At 67.7% G+C, this 6,567-nt stretch carries 5 protein-coding genes; 2 read left to right on the top strand and 3 right to left on the bottom strand.

Annotated elements, in window-relative coordinates; genetic code table 11:
• The 3 genes from HUU94_RS12610 to HUU94_RS12620 all read right to left on the bottom strand — a co-directional run.
• Positions 1-722, bottom strand: a 722-nt coding sequence (locus HUU94_RS12610) for a TolC family protein (protein WP_174275414.1), incomplete at its 3' end; no start/stop codon positions are given.
• A complete protein-coding gene (locus HUU94_RS12615; RefSeq protein WP_174275415.1) occupies positions 719-3,895 on the bottom strand; it encodes an efflux RND transporter permease subunit in 3,177 nt (1,058 codons plus the stop codon). The genes HUU94_RS12610 and HUU94_RS12615, both read right to left, overlap by 4 nt.
• A 9-nt stretch (positions 3,896-3,904) precedes the next feature.
• Positions 3,905-5,080, bottom strand: a complete 1,176-nt coding sequence (locus HUU94_RS12620) for an efflux RND transporter periplasmic adaptor subunit (RefSeq protein WP_254602197.1) — start codon at positions 5,078-5,080, stop codon at positions 3,905-3,907.
• Between the two features lie 146 nt (positions 5,081-5,226).
• Between HUU94_RS12620 and HUU94_RS12625 the strand changes: the two genes are divergently transcribed.
• Positions 5,227-5,592, top strand: a complete 366-nt coding sequence (locus HUU94_RS12625; protein WP_174275417.1) for a BlaI/MecI/CopY family transcriptional regulator — start codon at positions 5,227-5,229, stop codon at positions 5,590-5,592.
• The coding region (locus HUU94_RS12630) for a M56 family metallopeptidase (protein WP_217429622.1) at positions 5,589-6,567 on the top strand (979 nt) is incomplete at its 3' end. The genes HUU94_RS12625 and HUU94_RS12630, both read left to right, overlap by 4 nt.

Genomic DNA, 6,567 nt, shown 5'->3' on the forward strand with positions numbered 1-6,567 from the left:
GAGGCCTGCGCCTGTTCGTAGAGCGTGCGCACCTGATCGACGTCGCGCAGCGTGCCCCTGCCGCCGCTGTTGAGGCGCTCGGTCAGATCGAGCGTGCGCGCCTGCAGCGCGATCGTCTCGCGCGCGTTGGCGGCCTGCGCGGCATAGCCGCAGGCGTCGCCATAGGCGCGCGCGGTATCGGCGGCGACGGTGACGCGCGCGGCATCGAGCTGCGCCGCGGTCGCCTCGTAATCGCCGCGCGCCGCCTCGATCCCGCGCCGCACGCCGCCGAACAGATCGACTTCGTAGGCGACGTCGAAGCCCAGCGAATAGGCATCGTAGGTGATGCCGTCGGGCAAGGCCGCGGTCGTCGTGCCGACCGTTCCCACCGCACCCGTCACGCCCAGCGACGCGGTGCCTTGCCGGGTGTGCGTATAGCTGGCCGAAGGGCTCGTCGTCGGCAGCAGCGCGCCGCGCGCCTCGGCGAGCACATAGCGCGCGCGCTTGAGATTGGCGGTGGCGACGCGCAGGTCGGTATTGTTGCGCAGCGCCTCGTCGATCAGCGCATCCAGCGTCGGATCGTCGTAAAGCTGCCACCAGCGCGCGGGCAGGTCCTGCGTGCTGCGCGCCGGCTCCACGAACGGACCGCTCGAGGCCGGCGGTGGTGTGGCGGCCTTGTAGTTCGGGCCGACCATGCAGCCGCCGAGCAGCAGGGCCGCCGCCGGCGCGAGCAGGCGCTTCACGTCGCATCCCCGGCGGCGCGCGGGCCCCGCATGCGCCGATAGCGATCGCGCGCCCACCCGCCGAAATTGCGCGAGATGACGTAGAAGGAGGGCGTGAACAGCAGCCCGAACAACGTCACGCCGATCATCCCGAAGAAGACCGCGATGCCCAGCGCCTGCCGCATCTCGGCGCCCGGCCCATTGTCGATCACCAGCGGCAGCGTGCCGAGGATGAAGGCGACCGAGGTCATCAGGATCGGGCGGAGCCGCTGGTGCGCGGCATGTTCGGCGGCCTTCGCCGGCCCTTCGCCATCCTGTTCCTCATGCTGCTTGGCGAATTCGACGATCAGGATCGCATTCTTCGCCGCGAGCCCGACGAGCACGACCAGCCCGATCTGCGTGAGGATATTATTGTCCCGCCCCATGATGTTGACGCCGACGATCGCGGCCAGCAGGCACATCGGTACGATCAGGATCACTGCCAGCGGCAGCACCAGGCTCTCGTAATTGGCGGCCAGCAACAGGAAGACGAACAGCACCGACAGCCCGAACACCAGCATGCCGGTGTTGCCCGCCGAGCGCTGCTGGAAGGCGAGCTCGGTCCATTCGAAGCTGAACCCCGACGGCAGCAGCTTCTGCGCGAGCCCTTCCATCGTGCGCAGCGATTGGCCGCTCGAATAGCCGGGCCCGGTGTCCCCCTGCAATTCGGCCGAGGGATAGAGATTGTAGCGCACCACGCGATAGGGGCCGCTGTCGTTGCGCAGCTTCATCACCGCATCCAGCGGCACCATCGTTCCCGAGCTGGAACGTGCCTTCAGCCGCCCGATATCTCCGGTCTCGTCGCGGAACGCCGAATCGGCCTGCGCGGTCACGCGGAAGGTGCGCCCGAGAAAGTTGAAGTCGTTGATATAGGTGGAGCCGAGATAGGTGCCGAAGGTCGAGAAGATGTTCTGCACCGGCAGGCCGAGCTGCTCGGCCCTCTCCCGATCGACGTCGGCATATAGCCGCGGCGTTCGCGTGTTGAAGGTGGTGAACACCGATGTGAGGCCCGGCGTCTGGTTGGCCGCCATCATCATCTTCATCGTCGCGGCTTCCAGCGCCTTGTAATCGGTGCCGGTGCGATCCTCGATGATCATTTTGTACCCGCCGCCCGTGCCGATTCCCGCGACCGGCGGAGGCGCGACCAGCAGGATGAGGCCGCCGGTGATCGGGGCCAGCTTCTGGCGAAGATCGGCGGTCACCTGCGCGATCGATGCGCGATCGGACTTGGGCTTCAGCGTGAAGAACATCGTCGCCGCATTGGGCGCGTTGGAGAAGCTCGATCCATCGAGCCCGGCGAACGCGACGGTATTCTCGGTGCCCGAATAGGATCCGGCGATATCCTGCGCATGCCGCAAAACCTCGTCGGTGCGCTGGAGCGATGCGCCCGGCGGCATCTGGATTACGCCGATCAGGAAGCCCTGATCCTGCGCCGGGATGAAGCCGGTCGGCGTAGCGTAGAAGCGCCAGCCTGCGAGGCCGATCAGGCAGACATAGGCGATGCCGATGATCGCCAGCGCGCGTACCGCCCGCGCGGTGAACTTGCCGTAATTGCTGCCCAGCCGATCGAAGCCCCGGTTGAACAGGGCGGCGAAGCGATGCGGCAGCCCGCGCCAGCCCGCGGGCGCCCGGCGCTCTGGATCATGCTTCTTCAGGATCAACGCCGCCAGCGCCGGCGAAAGCGTGAGCGAGACGAAGCAGGAAATCGCGGTGGCGCTCATGATCGTCAGCGCGAACTGGCGATAGAATTGCCCCGAAATGCCGGGGATGAAGGCCGTCGGCACGAACACGCCCATCAGCACCAGCGCGATCGCGATCAGCGCGCCCGATACCTCGTCCATCGTCGCATGCGCCGCGGCGCGCGGCTCCATGCCCTTCTCCTCGATCAGCCGCGAGATATTCTCGACGACCACGATCGCATCGTCGACGACGATGCCGATCGCCAGCACGAGGCCGAACAGCGAGAGATTGTTGAGGCTGAAGCCGAAGGCGGCAAGCACCGCGAACGATCCGACCAGCGAGACCGGGATCGCCAGGATCGGCACGATCGCCGCGCGCCAGCTCTGGAGAAAGATCAGCACCACCAGAGCGACGAGGATGATCGCCTCGACCAGCGTCTGCTGAACCGCCGAAATCGATTCCGAGATATATTCGGTGGGGCGGTAGGGGATGCGATAGGCGAGGCCGGGCGGGAAGCTCTTGGCCGAATTGACCACCTCGGCCTCCACCGCGGCCGCGGTCGAAAGCGCGTTCGAGCCCGGCAATTGGGTGATGCCGATCCCGATCGAGGCCTGGCCCGAAAGATAGGAGTTGATCCCATATTCCTGCGCGCCGAGCTCGATCCGGGCGATATCGCCGAGCCGCGTTATCCGGCCCTGATCGTCGGTCTTGACGATGATGTCGCGGAATTCCTCGGGGCTCGTTAGCCGGCCCTTGGTCTGGATGTTGAGCTGAAAGGCGGTGCCGCCGCGGCTGAACGGCGGCTGCCCGATCGTGCCCGCCGCGACCTGCACGTTCTGCGCGCGCGCCGCCGCGATGACCTCGTCGACCGTCAGGTTGAGCGCGGCGGCGCGATCGGGATCGATCCAGATCCGCATGTTGTAATCGCGTCCGCCGAACAGCCGCACGTTGCCGATGCCGGGCAGGCGCGTGATCCGATCGACGAGCTGCAGCGTCGCATAGTTGGAGACATATTGCTGCGACAGCGATTTGTCGGGCGAGATCAGCTCGACGACCATCAGCAGATCGGGGGCGTTCTTGTTCACCGTCACGCCGATCTGGCGGACCTGATCGGGCAGGCGCGGCTCCGCCGAGGAGACGCGGTTCTGCACCAGCACCTGGCTCTGATTGATGTCGCTGCCCTGCGCGAAGGTCACCGTGATCGTCAGGTTGCCGTCGCCCGTCGCCGAGGAGGACATGTAGAGCATATGCTCGACGCCGTTGATCGATTGTTCGAGCGGCGCCGCCACGGTCTCGGCCAGCGTCTCGGCGGTCGCGCCGGGGAAGCTCGCCGTCACCACCACGGTCGGCGGCGCGATATTGGGATATTGCGCGACGGGCAGCAGCGGATAGGCGACGATGCCGAATACGACGATCAGGATCGACAGCACCGCCGCGAAGATCGGCCGCTCGATGAAGAAATGCGGGAAGCGCAACCGTCCGGCCTAATGCGTGGTCGCGGCGGCGGCGGGTGGTGCCGTCAGCGGCGAAGCTCCGGGCGCGGTATCCTCGGCGCGCGGCGTGAGCCTGGTCATCACGGTATCGACCGCCGCGCCCGGCTGGAGCTGCGTCAGCCCGTCCAGCACGACGCGATCCCGCGGCGTCAGCCCCGTGCGCACCACGCGCAGCCCCGCGACCATCGGCCCGGTTTCGACCGGGCGCGCGGCGGCCTTGCCCTGGCCGTCGACGACATAGACGAGCTTGCGCGTCTGATCGGTGGTGATCGCCTCGTCCGGGATCAGCATCGCGCGATAGGTGCCCGATCCCACCAGGCGCGCACGGCCGAACATCCCCGGCGTCAGCATGCGGCCCGGATTGGCGAGTTCGGCATGCGCGCGGATCGTGCCCGATCGCGGATCGATCGCATTATCCACGAAAACCATCTTGCCATGGTGCGGATAGCTGCTCTCGTCGGCGAGCTGGATGTCCACCGGGTTGGGGGTGTTGCGCGACGAGCCGCGCTCGCCTTCCTGCGCCTGGCGGGTATATTTCAGATAGAGGCTCTCGGCGCCCTCGAACGTGAACCAGATCGGATCGAGCGTGACGACTCGCGTGAGATCGGTCGTGGCCGCGGTGACGACGTCGCCCAGGCTGACCTTCTTGTCGGAGACGCGGCCGGTGACCGGCGATCGCACCGTGGTGAAATCCAGGTTGAGCTTGGCCGTCGATTGCGCGGCGCGATTGGCGTCGAGATCGGCCTGCGCGGTGCGGACGTTGGCGAGCTTGGTCTCCAGCTCCTCCTGGCTCACCGCCTGTAGCGAGCGCAGCTTCTGCGCGCGCGCGAGCTCGGTCTGCGCGTTGGCCAGCGTCGCGGCGGAGCGGCCGGTCGCCGCCGCCGCCTGCAGATAAGCGGCGCGATAGGGGCGGGGATCGACGATGAACAGCGGCTGCCCGGCGCGGACGTCCTGCCCGTTGCGGAACAGGATGGCGGTGATCGTTCCCGAGACGCGGGGGCGCACGTCGGCATCCTGGATCGCTTCGAACCGCCCGACATATTCGTCCCAGTCGACGATATCGCGGCCCAGCGGATGCGCGACGGTGACGCGGGGCTTGGGCGGCGGCGGGGGCGCCTTGCCGCCGCATCCGGTCAGCGCCAGCGCGCCGGCGGTGATCGCTGCCAAAAACCGTCGCCGCATCATCCACCCCATCGCTGCTTGGGCAGATGGTGTTCGGTCAGCCAAGCTACAACCGTAACAAGGATCAATTTTTAGCAATTGACGACTACCAGCGTAGTCATTACGACTACACCCGTAATCGGAGACTCGGAATGGCGGTGATCGGTGAGGGCGAGCTGGCGGTGATGGAGGTGCTCTGGCAACAGAGCCCGCTCACCGCGCAGGAAGTTTCCGAGCGCGTCGACAGCGGACGCGGCTGGAGCGCGACGACGATCAAGACGATGCTCGGCCGCCTGCTCGCCAAGGGCGTGCTCGCGCATGAGGAGGATGGCCGCCGCTACCTCTACCGGCCCGCCGTCACGCGCGGCGACTATGCCGCCACCGAGACGCGCCGCTTCGCCGATCGCCTGTTCGGCGGCCGCGCCGCGCCGCTGGTCGCGCACCTTGCCGAGGGCGAGGGGCTGACCGCCGACGATATCGCCGAACTGGAAGCGCTGCTGAAGGAGCTGCGGCCATGATGTCCCTGATTTCGCCCGTCTGGATCGTCCAGACCCTGATCGCCAGCACGCTGCTGATGGCGCTGGTCCTCGCGGTACGCGCGCCGGTGATGCGCGCCTTCGGGCCGCGCGTCGCTTATGCCCTGTGGCTGCTGCCCGCGCTGCGCATGATACTGCCGCCGTTGCCCGGCTGGCGGACTTTGATGATCCCGATCGCCTATGTCGGGCCGCATCGCTCGACGATCGGGTTGATCGATCCCGCGAGCGCCGCCCGCCTGATGCGCGAGGGCCCCGGTCCGCTGCCCGCGCCCGAGGCGATCCTGCAACTCGGCCCGCCGCATCCCGCGCTGGCGCTGCTGGATGGCGCGCCGCCTCCTCCCATCGACTGGGCGGCGATCGCCGTCGCCGTGTGGCTTGGCGGCGCGCTATTGCTGTTCGCCACGCAATTGCTGCGCTACCGGCTGTTCCTCGATCGCGCGCTGCGCGGCTCGGTCCGGCTGTCGCGGGAATGCGGGATCGATGTGCTGATCAGCGGGCATGTCTCCGGCCCGATCGCCGCGGGAATTCTCAAGCGGCGCATCCTGCTGCCCGGCAATTTCCTCAGCCGCTACACCTCGGAGGAGCGCCGCCTCGCGCTCAAGCATGAGGCCGCGCACCACGATCGGCTCGACATCCCCGCCAACCTGCTCGCGCTGGGCATCGTCGCCTTGCACTGGTGGAACCCGCTCGCGCACCGCGCCTATCGCGCCTTCCGCGCCGATCAGGAACTGGCCTGCGACGCCACCGTGCTCGCCGAGGCGGCGCCGGGCGAGCGTCATCCTTATGGCAGCGCGATGCTCAAGTCGGCCTCGGGGCACATGCCCGCGATGGCCTGCGCGCTCAGCCACAAGGACCAGCTCAAGAAGAGGATCGGGATGATGGCCAGGGGTGAAATGGGAATGGGGCGGCTGCTCTCGGGTGTGGTTCTGGCGGCGACGGCGATCGGCGGCGGGCTGG

It is taken from the genome of Sphingomonas bacterium, assembly GCF_903644055.1.
GTDB lineage: Bacteria > Pseudomonadota > Alphaproteobacteria > Sphingomonadales > Sphingomonadaceae > Sphingomonas_I.

What these genes read in the sequence shown, in the direction of transcription:
- HUU94_RS12625 (WP_174275417.1), top strand. Translation starts at nt 5,227, where the DNA reads ATGGCGGTGATCGGTGAGGGCGAGCTGGCGGTGATGGAGGTGCTCTGG.